At 53.5% G+C, this 15,296-nt stretch carries 10 protein-coding genes and 1 pseudogene; 7 read left to right on the top strand and 4 right to left on the bottom strand.

The genetic code is table 11. The features are described from left to right. The first annotated feature begins 86 nt into the window (after positions 1-86). Positions 87-1,058 carry a DUF1861 family protein gene (locus DI44_RS00765; RefSeq protein ID WP_011232734.1) on the top strand — a complete coding sequence of 324 codons (972 nt, stop codon included), beginning with the start codon at positions 87-89 and terminating at the stop codon, positions 1,056-1,058. A gap of 613 nt (positions 1,059-1,671) precedes the next feature. Here DI44_RS00765 and DI44_RS00770 read toward each other — a convergent pair. Together DI44_RS00770 and DI44_RS00775 are read right to left on the bottom strand one after the other, a co-directional pair. Further along, positions 1,672-4,431, bottom strand: coding sequence for a DEAD/DEAH box helicase (locus DI44_RS00770; RefSeq protein WP_033026526.1), 2,760 nt, complete (start codon positions 4,429-4,431; stop codon positions 1,672-1,674). Next, complete coding sequence (locus DI44_RS00775; RefSeq protein ID WP_033012657.1) at positions 4,428-6,071, bottom strand: hypothetical protein; 1,644 nt, start codon at positions 6,069-6,071, stop codon at positions 4,428-4,430. Before DI44_RS00775 ends, DI44_RS00770 begins: the two co-directional genes overlap by 4 nt. Positions 6,072-6,287: 216 nt before the next feature. Between DI44_RS00775 and DI44_RS00780 the strand changes: the two genes are divergently transcribed. From DI44_RS00780 to DI44_RS00790, 3 genes are all read left to right on the top strand, one after another. Further along, complete coding sequence (locus tag DI44_RS00780; RefSeq protein ID WP_050483859.1) at positions 6,288-7,604, top strand: SEC-C domain-containing protein; 1,317 nt, start codon at positions 6,288-6,290, stop codon at positions 7,602-7,604. Between the two features lie 362 nt (positions 7,605-7,966). Further along, entirely contained in the window at positions 7,967-10,162 is a 2,196-nt protein-coding gene (locus DI44_RS00785; RefSeq protein WP_033026521.1) for an SEC-C domain-containing protein, read from the top strand. A 525-nt stretch (positions 10,163-10,687) separates the two neighbouring features. After that, positions 10,688-12,022: an SEC-C domain-containing protein gene (locus DI44_RS00790; protein WP_031205715.1), complete on the top strand. Its 1,335-nt coding sequence runs from the start codon at positions 10,688-10,690 to the stop codon at positions 12,020-12,022. An 86-nt stretch (positions 12,023-12,108) separates the two neighbouring features. Here DI44_RS00790 and DI44_RS00795 read toward each other — a convergent pair whose 3' ends face one another. After that, positions 12,109-12,819 (bottom strand): plasmid pRiA4b ORF-3 family protein, encoded by a 711-nt coding sequence (locus tag DI44_RS00795; protein WP_021321451.1) that lies wholly within the window; start codon positions 12,817-12,819, stop codon positions 12,109-12,111. A gap of 120 nt (positions 12,820-12,939) precedes the next feature. On the opposite strand from DI44_RS00795, the pseudogene DI44_RS19760 reads away from it, so the two are divergent. The 3 genes and pseudogenes from DI44_RS19760 to DI44_RS00800 all read left to right on the top strand — a co-directional run. Next, positions 12,940-12,984, top strand: a pseudogene (locus tag DI44_RS19760) (SEC-C metal-binding domain-containing protein); the annotation flags it as partial. A gap of 18 nt (positions 12,985-13,002) precedes the next feature. Beyond that, the gene (locus DI44_RS0117430; RefSeq protein ID WP_014195142.1) at positions 13,003-13,179 is read left to right on the top strand and encodes a hypothetical protein; all 177 of its coding nucleotides are present in this window, start codon (positions 13,003-13,005) and stop codon (positions 13,177-13,179) included. Positions 13,180-13,588: 409 nt separating this feature from the next. Beyond that, positions 13,589-14,929, top strand: a complete 1,341-nt coding sequence (locus DI44_RS00800) for an N-acetylmuramoyl-L-alanine amidase (protein WP_021321450.1) — start codon at positions 13,589-13,591, stop codon at positions 14,927-14,929. A 134-nt stretch (positions 14,930-15,063) separates the two neighbouring features. Here the strand turns inward: DI44_RS00800 and DI44_RS19320 are convergent. Continuing rightward, a partial coding sequence (locus DI44_RS19320; RefSeq protein WP_206741754.1) for a hypothetical protein occupies positions 15,064-15,296 on the bottom strand: 233 nt, incomplete at its 5' end.

Here is a 15,296-nt window from a genome sequence, read left to right as displayed (position 1 = left end):
GAGAGCGTTTCCTGTTCGAACCTGTTCAGGGAAAATGGCCAAAAGCGATGCATACGGCGTTTTTGGCAACGCCTGGGGGGATGATCATGTTATTCCAATCGCCAACATTGAAGACATGTCAAGTATTAGTCGATGAATTCCGCCTGGCCCCACAGCCGTTTGAGCCGGAAAAACTCCGCTTTGCGGGTGTTGGGGACCGAGACGTTTATAATATTTCCGCACCGTTTGTGGATGAAGGAGAATGGGTGATCGCTGGGCGCGTCGAGGCGCGCGACAGCGAGCAGTCGGAAGTGTACTTTTTCGTCGAGCGTGACGGCGTTTGGGTCCCTCGTGAAGGGGCGCCGGTGTTCGCCTTGCAAGACCCGTTCGTGTCGCGCATTCACGGTCAGCTTGTGTTTGGCGGCGTGGAGACGTTTCCGCATCCGGTGTTTGTTGGCGAGCATAGCTGGCGGACGGTCTTTTACCGTGGACCGAACATTCGCCGCTTAGAAAAGTTCGCCGAAGGGCCGGATGGGATGAAAGACATTCGCCTCGTCGAGTTGAAAGATGGCTCGATCGGCGTGTTTACCCGACCGCAAGGGGAAAAAGGCGGCCGCGGGAAAATCGGTTTCACCCGCATTTTCTCGCTCGATGAGTTGACGCCGGACGTGATCGAGGCTGCGCCGATTCTTGATGCCCAATTTACGGATGAAGAATGGGGCGGCGTGAACGAGGCGCATTTGCTTGCAAACGGGCTTGTTGGGGCGCTCGGCCATATCGCTTGCTTTGACGAGCAAGGCAACCGCCATTACTACCCGATGGTGTTCGTGTTGAACCCCGAGACGATGGAGCGTTCGGAGCTGGAATTGCTTGCGCTTCGCTCCCACTTTTTAGACGGGCCGGCGAAACGGCCGGATTTGGCGAACGTTGTCTTCAGCGGCGGGCTCATCCGCAAAGGCGACGGCACCGCCGAGCTGTACGCCGGCGTCGGCGATGCGGAAGCGCAAAAAATTTCGCTCATCGACCCGTTTGCGAAATACGAAGCGCAAGAGCTCGATCGGATGTATGCTTCCGTTTAGCGAAAGGATCGGTGCGACAGACCTTCTCTTGATGAGGAAGGTTGGCGGCCGGTCCTTTTTTGCATTTGGCCGGTTTCTTGCCTTGTGCGAAGGACTTCGGTTTGACATAAACGTGACTTGTTCGGTGACGGTGTATGTGCTCAATGAGGAACGGCTATATGAGCAGGCGGATGTTCAACCTTGTTTGTTTGCATTATCGTGATGAAAGAGGAAATGTTGCTTCCTCACAGCGTTTCTTCAGTTCAAAACTTTGCAACACCGTCGCGTGACCCCTTTCGGCTTCTCCCAAATCGAACAAATCCGTCGTTTTTCAACGGTCTTCGAAAGGACTGCTTAAAAGCGAACAGCGTGGGATTCTTCCCACGCTGTTTCCGTGAAAATGCACGCGTCTTGATGGGGCATTTTCATGCCCAGGTGAAGGGCAAAGGTTGCTCATGGATCTTTTCTGTGTCCAACGGGATCGGGGCGACGTTCATCGCCCGCGTGATGCTCCTTTACGGTTGCTTTTGCCGCTTTTCCCGCTCTTTCACTTTCTCCTCCATTCGCTTCAGCAGCTTTTCCCACGGGTTTTCCGCCGTTTTTTTCTTGCGCTTTGGCTTTTCTCCCGCCATGCTTAAGCGCCTCCTTTCGCCGCGGCTGATAAGGCGAGCAAGTCTCGCAGTTCGTCATCGGACAGTTCGGTGATCCACGCCTCGCCTTCGGTGATCACATCAGCGAGCGCTTGCTTTTGTTCGAGCATCTCGTCAATTTTTTCTTCAATCGTCCCGGTTGTGATCAGCTTATGGACGTGGACGAATTTCGTTTGCCCGATGCGGTAGGCGCGGTCGGTCGCCTGGTTCTCGACGGCCGGGTTCCACCAGCGGTCGAAATGGATGACGTGGTTGGCCGCTGTTAAGTTGAGCCCGGTGCCGCCGGCTTTGAGCGATAAAAGGAAAATCGGCGCTTTTTTCGCTTGGAACTCATCCACCATCCGGTCGCGCGTTTGTTTTGGGACGCCTCCGTGCAAAAACAACACCCGCTCATCAAACAAGTCGGAAAGCAGTTCTTGGATCATCTCGCCCATTCGCACATATTGCGTGAAGATGAGGCACGATTCGTCGTTGGCGCGAATTTGCTCGATCAGTTCGATGAGCTTTTCGAGTTTGTGCGACCGTTCGACGAGCTGGCGGGGTCGGCGTTCTTTCAAATACAGCGCCGGATGGTCGCAAATTTGCTTCACACCGTTTAGCATTTGCAAAATCAAGCCGCGCCGCGCAAACGGACTGGCTTCCTTTGCCCGTTCGAGTGTGTCGTTGACGAGCTGCTCGTACAAGGCAGCCTGTTCGGCCGTGAGCGGGCAATATTCTTTTTGTTCAAGCTTATCCGGCAAGTTGAGCGCAACCGCTTCATCCGTTTTCGTCCGCCGCAAGAGAAATGGGCGGATGAGCGCCTGCAGCGCCGCTTTTTTGCGGGCATCTCCTTCTTTTTCAATCGGCCCGGCAAAGCGCCGCTCAAACTCCGCACGGCTGCCGAGATAGCCGGGGTTGAGGAAATGGAAGATGCTCCAAAGTTCGCCGAGACGGTTTTCAACCGGCGTGCCGGATAAGGCGATTTTATGTTTTCCGCTCAAGCGGCGGATGGCGCGCGCTTGTTTTGTTTGCGCGTTTTTAATGTTTTGCGCTTCATCAAGGCAAATCGCATGCCAATGAATCTGTTTTAAATCGTCTTGGTCCAAATGAGCAAGGTTGTAAGACGTAATGACGAGATCGGCCTCGCCTGCCGTTTGCACGAACGCATCGTTTTTCGCCCGGTTCGGTCCATGGTGCACGTAGACGCGCAAGTCTGGGGTGAAGCGGGCGCATTCCTTTTGCCAGTTGCCGATCACGCTTGTCGGGCAGATGAGCAACGCCGGCGTGTCCGGGCGTTCGATTTCTTTGACGTGCGCCAAATAAGCAAGCAGCTGCACCGTTTTGCCTAGCCCCATGTCATCGGCCAAGCAGGCGCCAAAGCCGAATCGGCGCAAAAAGACGAGCCAGTCGACGCCGCGCTGCTGGTACGGGCGGAGCGTGCCGCGAAACGACGGCGGCACATTCGCTTTCGGCAATCCATCCAGCTGCTGGAGCTGGCGGATGAACGCGCGGAACTGATCATGGACGTCAATGTGGATCGGGATCGATTCGTCCGTTGCCTCTTCGCGCTCCTCTGCTTCTGAAAGCAGCGTTTGCGCCACGATATCGTGGATCGGCACGCCTTCTTTTTTCGCCTTTTCCATGAGCGCCTGGGCGCGGCGGACAAGGGCGGGGTCAAGGATGAGCCATTGGCCGCGCAGGCGAATGAGGCGCCGCTTTTGTTCCGCCAAAGCGGCAAACTCCTCTTCCGTCAGCTCAATCCCGTTGGTCGCGACGCGCCAATCGAAATCAGCGAGCCGCTCAAGGCCGAACAGTGATTCGGCGTTGACGGAAGGCGACAGTTTCGCTTTGATCGACAGCTGCGCCTGGCGGATGTCGTGCCACCAGTCGGGAAGCAAGAGGCGTACGCCCGCTTCGGTGAGCTTTAAGCTGTCTTCGGACAAAAAACGCCACGCTTCTTCATTAGACAGTTCCGTCCGCAGACCCTCCCCGGCGTCAAGCCACGGCACGATCGCGCAAATGCGGCGAATGGCGCGCTGGATCGATGATTCATATGGGCGCCAGGCGCGCGGAATATCACGGGCAGAGGCGATGACGCTGTCGTCGATGGCGATGAACACCGCTTCCAGCGTCCATGCGTCGCCGTCCTCAGGCGGCTCGACGAGGCGAAGCCCGACCGTAAACGGCGGCCGGTCGCCGAGCCAGCCGATTTGTTCCAGCCAATCGTCTTCCGTTCCGGTCCATTGGCCGCTGGGGGAGGCGATCAATGGATAAGTGCGAACGATTTCGCCCCAAATGCCGCGAAGTTCCGGGTCGCGTGAGAGCCAGTCGGCGACCGCAAGCGACCGCCATGTGGCGACGAACGGATCGGGATCGTCATCCGCGCCGCGCCAGCGGGTGCGTCCTGCTTCGCTCCATGCGCCGCCTGTGCTTTTCCACAAGGAAGCATCTGGAAGGAAGCGGCGTTCCCCCAACCCATTCCAAATGTGTCTCGCCCACTCTTCCAATCGGGCGGTGAATTCATCCGCCCATTCGATGACGGAAAAGCGCGAGTGCGGACGCAACGCGAACAGAGTGAGCGCTTGCCACGGCGACAGCCGCACGATGTCGTCTTCGATATCAATCATGGTCCCGTAAAAGGTTTCTTCGTGCCAAGCCAATAAAGGCGAAACCCATGATGAGGGATGGGTGGAACCAGAGAGCTCGAAACATCGAATCTCTTCATTCCATCTGCAGGAAATCTGAATCGTCTCCAATGCCTTCATGGAAGCAGTTTTCCTTTCTTTAATTCTTCATGAAACGCGCGCAGGCGCGCCGTTTTGGCGAGCAGCTGTTCAAGATACGCTTCCCATTGATCGAATCGCTTCATCGAGCGGTAATGAGCCCGCATCGTTTTCAAGTGGCGGACCGCCCTTTGGTAGCTTGACCGGTTTTTCTCGTTGAGCAGCTTGATCACGGTCCGATGATATAACGGCATGACAAGATCCGTCCCGCGCGCTTGCAATGTTTTGAGCAGCTGCGGATGCAGCTCATCAGCGGTGATGTTCGCCCATAAGAATAGGTCCACGACTTCCCGGTAGCGTCCTTGCCGATACAAAAAGTTGGTGTACTCGTTGACGCTGTACGGAAGGCTTCGCTGCAAAAAATCTTCCCATGCGTCCGAGCGGTTTCGTTGCCGGGCGTACATTTCAAACCAGTGCGCCGCTTCGTCCAAAAAACGGCTTCGGATGGGAGCGGGTATATGCGAAAGATAAAGCGGCCAATCGTCCTTCGCTTTTTCCCAAACGGATTCAAACCGCTTGACGAGGCCGTTGGTGATGAATCGCCCGATCCATTCAATCAAAAACAAGCCTGCCTGATCGGGGAACGCGCGGTAAAGCGCCATCGCTTCGTCGTCTTCGCCAAGCAAAAAGGAAAGATGAGCCGCCGCCATAGCGGCGCGGATGTCGTCTCGGTCTTTGGCGAGCCGAAGGAGTTCGGCTCGTTCCTCTTGCCGCCATGTGGGCTTGGTGAACAGCGATTCCCACGCGGTTGTGTAAAAGTCATAGCCGAATGATGACAGCCCTCCGTCCAAAAACAGTACATCACGAACATACGGAATCGTCTGTTCAATCAACGCGTTGAGCGACCGCGGCAGCGATTGAGTAGACAATTTTTCCAAGGCGTCAAAGGCGCGGTCGGCGACATAGTTGACGTCCTGCTGCCAGGAAAACTGTCCGTAAGAGGCGAATACGACGTCGTTCCACCCTTGCGCCTCCCCGTACTGCCGAAGCTTTTCCAACAAAAAGAGGGCGGCATGAAGCTCCCGCAACGGACGGGCGCCAGCTTGCTTCCCTTCGTTTTTGCCAAGTTTCGGGAGCAGCTGGAAGGCTAAACGGTACGGCCAGTTTTGGCCGTTTTGATGGCGGGAGAAAAAGTCTTCATACTGTTTCTCGAACTGGCCCCGCCAATCTTCAACCGTTTCATTGGCTGTGATCGAAAGGCCTGCCGTTTTCCCCGCGCGTTTTGGAGCAGGCGTTTTTGGTTCATGGACAGCGGATTCTTTCCACAACGCGCCGATTTGCCCTTTTTTCCAAAGGCGGAACAGCTCGCCAACGTCGAACACGTTGCCGTATATATAAAAGAACAGCGCCAAAACGTGTGGACACAGCCCTTCCGTCCCGCACGGGCAGCGATGGCGGCGGGTGACGTTGGACAAATCAAGCATGACATCATGGGGGGTGATGTCGGAAACGACCCCTTCCACTTCGTGGCTGTTGATCACCATGACGTTATAGACCAACCCGTTTCTTGATAAGTCGCGCCCTTTTTGAATGAGATTGTGGAAAATAGGAAACGGCAATTCTTTCACCAATTCTTCTGCCGCTTGCCGCAAAAGCGGTTTGGAGATCGTGGTCTGCAACATGTCGGTCCGTCCTTTCCGATCCATTCCTTATCATCCTATTATAGCATGTGACAGCGTGTCGAAAAAAGAGGGGCAATGTGACAAAACGCGTCTGTTCTCGAGCCGGCATGAAAGGACATTGCGAGCTTTTGAACGTGTACGCGTTTTGATAGAAAGAAAGCTGGTGATGGTTGAACGTCTATCGATGATGGTATAATAGGAATAGAAAAAGTCCAAATGGAAAAGAAAGCAGGTGCATCGAATATGGCGGAAACGCCGCGGAACGCGTTATGCCCGTGCGGAAGCGGGAAAAAGTACAAGCATTGTTGCGGAAAAAAAGAGGCGGTTTCGATTTCGTCATTGATTGACCGCGAGTTGATCGAATGCATGAATGATATGCGTCAGTTTGTTTTGCAGCGGTATGAGAGGGAGGCGGAAGAGCTTTTAGACCAGTTCCCGCTTGATGAGATGCCGGAGGAACTCGAGCTTGGCGTGCAGATCATGGCGGTGAACTGGATGTTGTTTTGTTGGCCGGTTGATGAAACAGGACAAACGATCTTTTCTGCTTACCGGAAAAGCCGTCATTGGGAGCGGTGGCGCCCGTCCGTTCAGGCGCACATCGAGAGGTGGGAAGGAGCCGTTCCGTCGCTTGGCGAGTTCATCGGCTATGATGACGACAATCGCCCCGTTGTCCGGGATTTGTTGACGGGAGGGGAAAAGATCGTTCATTTATTGGCTTCCCATCAATGGCCGAGCGTGATCGAAACAGGAGATGTGGTGTTCGGCTTCCTTGTGCCGTACCAAGACGTGTTCACGTGTTTCACAGCGGTGTTTCCGCTCCCGGCGTCAGGGAAAGATCGATTGCTTCGGGCGATTCAACAAGAAGGGGAGTGGAGCGGTCAGCCATCGGCTTTATGGATGCGCGATCGGTTCGTCGCTGTGCTTTCCGATGTGCTCTTGGAGTGGCTTTGGCAGTTCGCCAAACAGTTCAAATGGGATGATCCGAAACAAGCGGCCGTCATTCGCGAGCTCGATGAAAACGAGCCGGAGGCGCCAGCGGCGCTGCTCAATCAAGCGTTCGCCATATGGGCGATCTATTGCGGAAAAACATCCCGCCTCCCTTATTCGGTCCCCGTCTACGCGGCGGCGCTCCGCTATGTGGCTGGGCATTTGATGAAGGCGGAAGGATCGGAGGTGGAAGACATCGCCGATCGGTATGACGTGATGCCAGAAGATGTGCGATCGGCGGCGTTGGATTTTTTCCTGATGGCTGTTGATGATGAAGACGACGAGGAATGGCTCGATGACTGGGAGGAAGACTGGTTCGAAGAGGAAGGGGATGAGCTTGATGCGCGCATCAATGAATGGATCGATGACATCGATCTGATGTTGATGCGTGAAGGATGGGACGAGAAGCGAGTCAACCGTCATATTGACCGCGCCATCCGTTCGTGGAGGAATGAAGGCCTGCTTGAGGAAGTGAATGAAAAAGAATTGCGTAAAGAACTCCGCGATGTAGCGTGGGAGATCTTCACCGATCGGGGGTTCATCTAAAAGCTGGCGGAAAAACGGCAACATCTTCCTTGGCCGATCTCAGTACGTCACGCGATTCATCTAGAAGCTGGCAGAAAAACGGGCGCTGCGCGCAAGTCAGCGGCATTTCGTCAGAAAGGAAAGCCGGTTCCACAAGGGCTCTGTCATTCAAACATCATTGGGCTCAACCCAAGCCCTCTATAAGCAAAAACAGGGAATGGGATGCGCTCCATTGGTGAAACTCCGAAAAAGGCGGCGGAGAACGATCGTTTTGGCCGAATCCATGAAGGCTTGGGAAAAAACGGCTTTGTGCGCGATTCCGCCAGTTTTTTAACATCTTGGTCGACGTTTTGAAAAGGAAAGATTAGAAGGGAGGATCTTGCATGGCAATCGGCCGGAATGACCCGTGCCCGTGCGGAAGCGGGAAAAAGTATAAGAAGTGTTGCATGAACAAACAGCAGGAGCATGAAATCAAGCGGGTGCGGCAGCGCCGCTTTTTTGACCAAAAATATGAGCTGTCGCAAATGGTGCAGCGGTTTTTGGATGAAGCGCTGTCTTATGATGAACGCGAAGCGGTCAACCGTATATTTCGCCAAATGATCGAACAAAAGGATCATCGTGAAGAGTTGAAGGTGTTTGAGACGCTTTGGCGTTTTTTCCTCCATCGTTATCCGAATGGATTGCGCGGCGTTGAATGGTTTCAACAGGAAAAAGGGCGCCGTCTGTCTCCGGAGCTCAAAGAAATGTTGGACCGCTGGGTTCGGCTTGTGCCGCGCCTTGTGCAATTTGTCGATTTGCATGATGAAGGAGGAGTGGCGGTCGACCGGCTGACGGGTGAGAAACTTCTCATGCCGTATTGCGAGACATTGAAGGTTGTGCGCCCATGGGGCGGCATGTTTGCCTTTTTGGAGCCATTTGACGGCGGCTATTATGTTTGCGGTGTATCATCGATTGTTGATCCGAAGGGCGTGGAACGGGCGGAAGAGAACATTCGCGCCTTGTTGACGCAAACCGATTGGCCGTATGACAAGGTAGCCGTTGAACATTTTCTCGATATCGTCGATGCAGGCTATCCTCCGAGAGCGGACGATGTGCAAGAGGAGCGAACGCGGTGGACGTATGAATACGAATGTAAGGAAGCCGCTGAGGCAATGAGGAAGCTCGCTTCGATCGGACGGGCTCAGATTGATCATGACGATGGGGAGAAAGTGGAAGGTTCATGGTGCACCAATGTGTACCATTATGTCGGAGTGATTTCCCCCAAGCCGATTCATGTGTTTGAATTAGGCGGGTCATTATCCGCTCATCGGTCGCGTCTAGTGTTGTCTACCGAGGAGGAAGGGACGGCCGAACAGCTCGTGTCGCTGCTGCAGGCGTTTGGGTATTCCCCAAAAGAACGAAAACGGCGGACAGAAGCCATTTTGCGCCGCAAAGGGATAGAAAACGTTTCGTTTCATATTGATTCAGATCCAGACTCTCCCCCTTGGATGGGGACGCTGGCCGGATTGGATGTTCAAATGGAAAAAGCCCTTCACACTCCGCTTGAGAAATGGAATGGAAAAACCCCTCACGAAATGGCGCGCGAGGGGCGTGTGCAGGAAGTGGATGAGTGGCTGAAAGAGTATGAATTCCATTTGTTTAACATGCAAGAACGGGCAAATTTGCCGGTGCTCATCGGAGTGAATCACATTCGCTCCCGTTATGGATTGCCCCCATCTCCGTTTGGCACATCACATCGTCTTTCGGACTTATGGAAAATGAAGTGGATTGGTCCGGAAAGAACCGAGACATTGTTGATCCGCACGGAATGGGACGGGATGTTTTTCACCGATGACGTATTGGCGTTTTATAACGAAGTGGTCGTGAGCGGAGAAAAAGAAGTCAAAGAGGCGTGTTTGGTCGTTGTTTTGCTCATGTGTGAATATATGGCCGGGCGGCTGTTTTCATCGTGGGAGGACGTAGGAGAAGAAGACTGGAAGCAATGCATCGTCGAGCAAATCCCTGCAAGATGGAGTTCGCTTCCATGGGAAGCGGTGAGCCAAGCGCTCGATATGCTGCTTGAGTTGGCCGATTGGCTGGACCGCCGTTATAGAACGAAGCATCGAACCGTCGTTTGCACCGTGTTGGAAGATGTTAGAAGCGAATTGGAACATTGCTTCGCTTTGCTGGATGAATGGGGGGGCGAGAGAGGAAAGGCGAATGAGGAACTGATGGCTTGGCAGCTTGCTCATTTGTTTGGCTTGCCTATTCCCCTTTCTGTCGATTTCTCCTTTTTCCGCGTCAAGCGTGTGGAACGGGGGAAGGCGGTGCTTGATTGGCTTGTCCATAACCGAACGGTGACATGGGACGTTCCGGAGCGAGCAGAGCCGCATCTTTTGCAGGGGATGTATATCGTCGCCGTGGTGGATCGCAACGGCAAGATGAGCGATCTTGCCCGCGTGTACCCGCCCTCTTTCTCTCCGTACTTGGAGCCGTGGCTTCAGGCGCTGAAAGAGTGGCCGGACAAGGTGGAGAAAGAACGGGCTGCGCTTCAAGAGCGCATGCTTGCCTCGTTGTCCCGTTTGATTCGCCGTCCGTAGGCGTCCCGACGAATGACGGGGCGCTTTTTTCTCTCGGCTCGGCCTCTATGATTCTCCATTATGCAGGCAAGACCAATGGTAAGAGCCAGTCATATTCTTAGGATTTTGGTCCATCACCACAACGTGTGCTTGATAAGCAGGGTTTTTCTCGTTTTACCCAGAAACGGATGAGGACGCGAACGATCCAAGAATCCCACGCCTTTAGGAGTGCGGAGTGTCAACCGGCATGAAAATCATGGATTGGCTGATTTCTCCTTGGAGAAGGAACGATGACATGTTTTGAAATAGTCAAGGGCACCTTTTGGTGAAGAACCAGGATTTTGGTTAGGCATAAAAAATGGAATGCGAATCGATGTTCTCGACATGAGCGGCGGAAGTCCCAAAGTGCTTGCGATATGTATTGCTGAAAGCAGTTCCATCACACGTTGATCGTTAATGTCTCCCCAAAGTGTTTGGCTGGCCCGAGCGTTAGCGTAGATGGGGAGAACGTTCAATGACTATGATACAAAGAAAGTAGGTAGCTATATGGCGAAGGCATCGCGAAACAATCTTTGTCCATGCGGCAGTGGGAAAACGTACAAGCATTGTTGTGGGAAGAAAGAAGCAGTACCGATAGAGTCTCTAATTGACCGTGAAGTGGCCAAATGTATGGAAGATGTGTTTTCGTTTGCGTTAGAGCGATATGAGGAAGAGCTTGCATTCATGATGTCTGGTTCTCCATTTCAAGGGCTTCCTAACGAGCTGGAGACCAGCGCCAATTTATTGCTGACGAACTGGGCGATTTTTCACAGACACGTTGATGACAAAGGGATGACAATTTTTTCAGCCTATATGAGAAGCCGGCGCCGCACGCGGTGGCGTCCAGCAGTGCAAACTCATTTGAAGCGATGGGACGAGGCGGTTCCGTCGTTTGACGAGATCATTCATATCGAGGATGAGCGGCGTTTCCTTGTACGCGATCTGTTGACCAGAAAAGAAAAGTACGTCCGTTTTTTGACGCCGGAGGAGCTTCCGTCTGCTAGGGAGGGGGACGTGTTAGTAGGATGCCTCGTTCCACATGGGGACGAGTGGGCGTACTTCATGAAGGTGCTGCCGATTCCAAAGAGCGGGAAGGATCGGCTTGCGCGGGCGCTTCAAGCGGAATGGAATCCGGATATGAAAACGTGTGAAGTGTTTTTGCGCGAGTCGTTTCCGGAATTGCTTGAAATAGCGGTCCATGAGCTGTTGTGGCAGCTGCTGAGCGAAAAGGACTGGGGGGATCGAGATCAAGATGATGTTTTTCGCGAATTAAAGAAAAAGGAAGAAACAACCTCCTCCCTAGTGCTCAGCGAGGCTGCGTTCCTTTGGCGCGCATATTGCGAAATGGATGAACCGGTCATCAAGAATCCTGCTGTGTATGCGGCTGCACTCCGTTATTTGGCGAGTGAAATGGCTGGAAGAGAATTTGTCAATATGGAAAAGGTTGCGGAACACTACGGCGTTCCTGTAGAGGAAGTGGAAGCCGCTGTGATGGAATTGTTTTTATTTCGCACAGAGTTGCTCGATGATGGAGATGATGAGGGCGAGAATGATGATGAGTGGCTCTTTGACGATGGGGATGACGGTGATGAGATCTGGTTCGACGACGGTGGGATGGAGGATGGCGATGAGCTGGACCGTGCGATTGAGGAATGGCTTGACCAAGTTGAGGAGTTGTTTGATTGCGAGGGCTGGGACGTTGATCAAGTCCATCGCTTGATCGACAAAGCGATCCGAACATGGAAAAAGGACGGGTTGCTTGAAGGAGTCGATGCAGCTGAGTTGCGCAAGGAGCTCGAGGAGCTCGTCTGGGAGACGTTTGCCGAACGGGGATTTTTGTAAGGCGATGGACAAAGCAGGCAACAAAGGACAGATGGGTGCGAAAGAAGGTGCCCTTGAGAGATGACGGATACCTTCTTTCGCATGCGTTACAATCGGATATAGGCCAGCCGCTCGTTCGCTTCCTCGACGTCAAAGGCATCAGGGTCAAAATCTTCGCCTTTCATGTCGTACATCCAGTCTACCAGCTCGCGCAATTCGGGATCGGCAAGAGAGTCTTTTTGCGCCGCCGCTTCCAGCAGCTCCAGGTAGCCATAGACGCCGCCGCAATCCTCGGGAGGGCACGCCCGTTTTCCTTTCAGGCAAGCGGCGCGTTCCAACGGTTTTGGGAGTGTTTCAATCTTTTCAACAGTGACGGTATGGCGCCAGTAGTCGCCAAAATCGTAAATATATAGAAACTTTTGTTTTTCTTCCGTCAGCCATTGCTGTAATGGGATGCGGCGGGCGTCCATCAGTTCTTTTTCCAGCTGAAACGAATCCCAGCCGTCAGGGATGCCGATGAGAACGCTTCCGAAATCGAATTCGTATAAATGGGCTTGTTCCCATCCCATCGCTTCTTGGATGATGAGATGAAGCTCGTGAAATGTCGCATGTCCGGGAACAAGGACGCGCCGCCAAATCGGCGGGCGGATGCCGTTTAATGTGATTTTCAGCTGGTAGGCTGTTTTGGACCGCCGCCGTTTGGAGGGGGGTGTGCTCTTTGGCGCCTTAACCCATCTGCCGTGTGGACGGTCCCGCTCTGTCGGATGGAACATGGCAGACAATTCGTCGATCAGTTTAGCAAGATTGTCGGGGTTCATAGCCCTCGTCTCCTTTCGGATAAACGTTTTGTATAATAGTAGTTTATCCTGTCCATAGTAGAATTTAAACATTATTGATGGAAATATTGAAAAAAGAAAGATGGGAGAGGAGGATGACGCATGTCGATCGGCTGGAATGACCCATGCCCGTGTGGAAGTAGGAAAAAGTATAAGAAGTGCTGCATGAACAAACAGCAGAATCATGAAATCAAACGGGTGCGCCAGCGCCGCTTTTTTGGCCAAAAATATGAGCTGTCGCAAATGGTGCAGCGATTTTTGGATGAATCGCTGTCTTACAACGAACAAGCAGTGGCGAGACGGACGTTTTACCAAAAAATAGAGGGTATGAAGTATTTATAATATTTTGGATTTTTTGAAACACTTTGGTGCTTGTTCATTCACCGTTTTCCCAATGGAATGCGCGTCATTGAATGGTTCCAGCGCGACAAAGGACACCGTCTCCCGTTGGAGCACGGAGCGCTTTTGGCGCTTCTGCGTGTTTCTTCATGGGGACGGCTTATCCATTCGGACATCGGTTAGAGAAGCGATGGTGGTATGTCGGCCGTAGCTGGATGGTTCGACTGGGTTGCGCGTTGTGGCTGCTGTCGTGTGAAGAGGCATCATGCAGAAAAAGGAGAGCTATTGTCGGTTGATGGATGCCGCCCCGCTAGTTTTGTCGAGCGGTTTTCCCAAGTGACAGACAGGAAATTCCCCGTTGTGCGCGAACGATATAGTAGACAAATTGGAGACAACGGGGGAGGGAATGCGCATGAGGCGAGGAATATGGCTCGCCCTGTTGTTTTGTTTGCTATGGCTGGCTGCGGCTGCTTGGCCGGTGGGGGCGAAAGGGGAGAGTGGGAAAACCGCTCAGTTGGCGGTGGTGACGGCGGATCAGGTGAACGTCCGCCAAGGGCCGGGGGTGCCATACCGTCCATTGGCGAACGTTCACCGCGGCGAGGCGTATCGGCTGATCGAGGTCAAGGATGGATGGGTGAACATCGAGTGGAAACCGAATCGAACCGGGTGGATCGCCGCGCGGTACGTCGCGTTGGCAAAAGAGACGGCCATCGTGCAAGAAAACCGACTCCGCCTTCGACAAGAGCCGAGCCGAGATGGGCGAATTATCGGGCATTTGGCGCGGGGAGAAACGGTATGGGTCATCAAGGAAGATGGGGAATGGACGGAAGTGATCGCAGACGGTGCGATCGGCTGGGTGTCTTCAGCATACCTCACTGCAGCTCGGGAGTCATCGATTTCGCATCAAACCGGAATCGTCAACGCCAGTTCGCTCAACGTTCGGGCTGAGCCGTCATTGAAGGCAGCGCGCGTCGGCCGCCTTGTCTGGGGCGAAGAGGTCGAGATTGTGGAAAAGAAACCGGGATGGTACAAAATTGCCTCCCAAACAGGGCTTGATGGGTGGGTGTCATCCGCATATGTGCAGGTAAAGGGTGGACAAGCCAATGAAAAGGAAGCGGAAGCGCCCCAGTCGGCTGACCGCTCGCTGCTTTCAGCCATCGCGCCTAGCGACTCCCGCCTTTATGTAGACAGCTGGACGCGCGGTCCTGTTCAGGCGCTGGCCGGAAAAACGATCGTTCTTGACGCTGGCCACGGAGGCAAAGACGGCGGGGCCCAAAGTGTCGATGGCATCAAGGAAAAGGAGTTGACGTTGGAAACCGCCAAGCTTTTGAAAAACAAGCTGCAATCTTACGGCGCCCGCGTCGTGCTGACGCGCTCTAGCGATGAGTATGTGCCGCTGTCGGCGCGTGTTGCCGCCGCCCGCCTGTATCAGGCGGACGCGTTTATTAGCTTGCATTACGACAGCGCCGCTGATCCAGATGCGTCCGGCATCACCATTTACTATTACGATCGGTTTGCGGACTACGAATTGGCGCAATCGTTCCAAGGGCTGTTCAGGCAACTTTCCGCATTGCCGTTTCGCGGCATCGCCTTTGGCGACTATTACGTGTTGCGAGAAAACGAGAAGCCGTCCGTGTTGCTTGAGCTCGGCTATTTAAGCAATCGGTCGGACGCTGCGGTTGTGGCGACAAACGGTTATCAAGAAGCGGTGACGACGGCCATCGTGAACGCCGTGCGCCATTATTTTCAATAGTACGCCCCTTTTCTAAAAAGTGGATAACGGATCTACTGCGGCATGACAAAAAGCGCCCCGGATTTTCGGGGCGCTTTTTGTCGCCTCGCCTTGTTTGGATCACCGCTGGCTGACTATAGAGGGCCATTAGCTTTTCAAGGCGTTTTCCTGAGGGCTGCAAGGGCGAAAGGGTGGAAGTTGGTTGACACAATAGTTAAAAAAGTATAATATTTACCCGTGGTGCTAGATAAACTTGAGCAAGCATAAAAATAGCCCTTGCTGGCGGATCTCCTGTAGAATGAAAGTGCGACCTGCCATTCGAAAGGAGAATCCCCATGCAAGAGCACTTTCATTTTACTACAGATCGAGCCAAGATTCAAAAGCAATA

Source organism: Geobacillus sp. CAMR5420 (assembly GCF_000691465.1).
Taxonomy (GTDB): Bacteria; Bacillota; Bacilli; order Bacillales; family Anoxybacillaceae; genus Geobacillus; species Geobacillus thermoleovorans.
Note: the sequence above shows the minus strand (reverse complement) of the source record. Positions and strands in the feature narration are given on the sequence as shown.

What these genes read in the sequence shown, in the direction of transcription:
- DI44_RS00765 (WP_011232734.1), top strand. Translation starts at nt 87, where the DNA reads ATGTTATTCCAATCGCCAACATTGAAGACATGTCAAGTATTAGTCGAT.
- DI44_RS00770 (WP_033026526.1), bottom strand. Translation starts at nt 4,431, where the DNA reads ATGAAGGCATTGGAGACGATTCAGATTTCCTGCAGATGGAATGAAGAG.
- DI44_RS00800 (WP_021321450.1), top strand. Translation starts at nt 13,589, where the DNA reads ATGAGGCGAGGAATATGGCTCGCCCTGTTGTTTTGTTTGCTATGGCTG.
- DI44_RS0117430 (WP_014195142.1), top strand. Translation starts at nt 13,003, where the DNA reads ATGAACAAACAGCAGAATCATGAAATCAAACGGGTGCGCCAGCGCCGC.
- DI44_RS00790 (WP_031205715.1), top strand. Translation starts at nt 10,688, where the DNA reads ATGGCGAAGGCATCGCGAAACAATCTTTGTCCATGCGGCAGTGGGAAA.
- DI44_RS00785 (WP_033026521.1), top strand. Translation starts at nt 7,967, where the DNA reads ATGGCAATCGGCCGGAATGACCCGTGCCCGTGCGGAAGCGGGAAAAAG.
- DI44_RS00775 (WP_033012657.1), bottom strand. Translation starts at nt 6,071, where the DNA reads ATGTTGCAGACCACGATCTCCAAACCGCTTTTGCGGCAAGCGGCAGAA.
- DI44_RS00780 (WP_050483859.1), top strand. Translation starts at nt 6,288, where the DNA reads ATGGAAAAGAAAGCAGGTGCATCGAATATGGCGGAAACGCCGCGGAAC.
- DI44_RS00795 (WP_021321451.1), bottom strand. Translation starts at nt 12,819, where the DNA reads ATGAACCCCGACAATCTTGCTAAACTGATCGACGAATTGTCTGCCATG.